Genomic DNA, 2619 nt, shown 5'->3' on the forward strand with positions numbered 1-2619 from the left:
TCGAGGTCACGGTCAGGCCGGGGGTCAGGATCGTCAGATCCTTGATGTCCTTAACGCCGGTGTCTTGCAGCAGCTTGGCGCCATCGCGGTGACCACGACAGGAACGTCCTGCAGGTTCTGCTCGCGCTTCTGGGCGGTGACGATGATGCTGTCGACGGTTTGGACTTCGGCTTCTTGAGCCTGGGCCGCCTGGCGGAGACCAGACCAGCGAGCACGACGGCCGACGCCGTACCACAAAGCACTTGGGAGAAGCGCATTTCCTACCTCGGTTTGCTTGTAGCCCGAGCGCTTGCATCGCTCCGGCTTTTTGATTTGGTCATGCCCCGAACACACGTTCGAATTGACGAGCGAGAAATAGGGCGGCCCCGCGGGGACAGCAAGGACAATCCCTGCCTAGCAAAGGATCTCAGGCGTATGTTGCGAAGATGCGACAGCGGGCCCGCCCGACGCGACGGGCCGACGGGTCCATCGCGTCACTTTCCACGCTTGCGCGAGTTGGCGTCCGGGCTCATCTGAAAATCATGCCCGTTTCCCCAGCCTACCGTCCGGACCCGCGCTTCATGGCCCTGGGCCCTGAGTTCGCCGACCCCGTGGCCCCCGCCGATTTCCCAGCGACGATCGCGCGGGTCTGGAATGAGCGGGCGGCGGCGTCCGTGGGGCTCGACACCCTGACCCCCGACGAACGCCTGGTCCATTTCGGCCGATTTCATCCCCTGCCGGACAATCAGCCCGCGCCGCTGGCCATGCGCTATCACGGCCACCAGTTTCGCAGCTACAACCCCGACCTGGGCGACGGGCGCGGGTTCCTGTTCGCGCAGCTTCGCGAGACGGACGGCGGTCGCCTGCTGGATCTGGCGACCAAGGGCTCGGGTCAGACGCCTTGGTCGCGAAACGGCGACGGCCGGCTGACCCTGAAGGGCGGGGTCCGCGAAGTGCTCGCCGCCGGGCTGCTGGAGGCGCTCGGCGTCCCCACCTCGCGCGCTTTCAGCCTGGTCGAGACCGGCGAGGCCCTGCAACGCGGCGACGAGCCCAGCCCCACCCGCTCGGCCGTGCTCACCCGCCTGTCGCACAGCCATCTGCGGTTCGGGACCTTTCAGCGTCAGGCCTATCTGGAACGCCCCGATCACATCCGGATCCTGACCGATCACGCCGTCGAGACCTATTTCCCGCACCTGGCCGACCTGCCCGATCGCCCCGCCGTCCTGTTGCGCGAGGTCGCGGCCCGAAGCGCCCGGCTGCTGGCCGGCTGGATGAGCGCCGGCTTCGTGCACGGCGTGCTCAACACCGACAACATGGTGGTGACCGGCGAAAGCTTCGACTACGGCCCCTGGCGCTTCCTACCCCACAACGATCCCAATTTCACCGCCGCCTATTTCGACCATTCCGGCCTCTACAGCTTCGGTCGTCAGCCCGAGGCCGTGTTCTGGAACCTGCAGCAGCTGGCCGCCTGCCTGACCCTGATCGGAGACCAGGCCAGCCTGATCGCGGCGCTCAACGGATTCTCGGATCTTTATCGGGACGCCCTGCGGGCGGCGATGCTGCGACGCCTGGGCCTAGAGAGCCAATCGCCCGAACAGGACCTCGCCCTGGTCCAGGCCGCCTTCAAGGCGCTGGCGACCGGCGGCGACGCCCTGCGCTGGGAGCCGTTCTTCTTTGACTGGTTCGGGGGCGCGGCCTCCGAGGATCGAGCCCTGGGCGGCCCGCGCGCGGCGCTCTACGGCAACGCCGAGTTCCTGGACTTCCGGCGTCGCGCCGCAGATTTCGCGCCCGACCGGCCCGAGCGCCTCGCCCACCCGGCCTTCGGTCACGCCGAGCCGCAGGAGCTGCTCATCGAGGAGGTCGAAGCCCTGTGGGCGCCGATCGCCGAAACTGACGACTGGGGCCCGCTTCACGCCAAGCTCGCCGCCCTTGAACAGGCGCGTCAGGCCTATGATCTGGCCCCACTGACATAAAGTTGAGGCCTTTGTGCCGCATGCTGAACTTTTAAGGCGCGACCGGGAACCAAGGGCAAAGCTTCAGCCTTATGGATCCGGGGGCGCGCCGAGAGCGCCCAAGGCTGGTGGAGTACTCCGCATGCGAATTTTTCAACCTGTGCTGCTGGTCTGCGCCGTGGCCATGGCCTTCATCGGCGCCCTGGGCCTGCCCGGCTGCGCCCGCGCGATCAGCGAGTGTCTGCAGGACAAGCACAAGCTCGCCTGAACGCGGACGATCCTCCTTCTGAACGGGCTCGAAGACGATTAGGGCCACCATTGGCCAAATTGCAGGTCCATGGCTTGTGGCCGGAATCGATCGTAGCCCGAGCCTGGATAGAAGGTCAGTTCGCCAAAGCGCGGGTGGTCGGGCAGGTCGTAGAAATCGGCGCGAACGAAGCTGAACTCGCGACCGATAGTTTCCGCCGCCGCGATCATCTGGTCGAGATGACGGGGCCTTGGCGCGAGACGTCCCGAGCGCTTCTTCTCCAGCATGAAGGCCATCGGCTCCCAGGCGGCCGTGTAGAAGTCCCGCCGGTGATCGGAAAAGCGCATGCTGTCGACCTGGATGGCCTTCACCTGGCCGCCGAAGGTGAAGAGCTTGATGTCGCTCGGAACCACGCCGTCCTGACTGAAATCCGGTTCGATC

The 2619-nt window shown here is 66.2% G+C and carries 3 protein-coding genes and 1 pseudogene; 2 read left to right on the forward strand and 2 right to left on the reverse strand.

All coding sequences use genetic code 11. The features are described from left to right. Positions 1-257: pseudogene (locus CSW58_RS11170) on the reverse strand (TonB-dependent receptor); the annotation flags it as partial. Positions 258-521: 264 nt separating this feature from the next. On the opposite strand from CSW58_RS11170, the gene CSW58_RS11175 reads away from it, so the two are divergent. Continuing rightward, complete coding sequence (locus CSW58_RS11175; protein ID WP_099447340.1) at positions 522-1952, forward strand: protein adenylyltransferase SelO; 1431 nt, start codon at positions 522-524, stop codon at positions 1950-1952. A 121-nt stretch (positions 1953-2073) separates the two neighbouring features. Next, the gene (locus tag CSW58_RS15320) at positions 2074-2199 is read left to right on the forward strand and encodes a hypothetical protein (RefSeq protein WP_099447341.1); all 126 of its coding nucleotides are present in this window, start codon (positions 2074-2076) and stop codon (positions 2197-2199) included. 38 nt (positions 2200-2237) lie between these two features. Here CSW58_RS15320 and CSW58_RS11185 read toward each other — a convergent pair. Continuing rightward, positions 2238-2619 (reverse strand): ATP-grasp fold amidoligase family protein (locus CSW58_RS11185; RefSeq protein ID WP_304441645.1); only part of this gene is annotated, 382 nt, incomplete at its 5' end.

This window comes from Caulobacter sp. B11 (assembly GCF_002737765.1).
Lineage (GTDB): Bacteria > Pseudomonadota > Alphaproteobacteria > Caulobacterales > Caulobacteraceae > Caulobacter.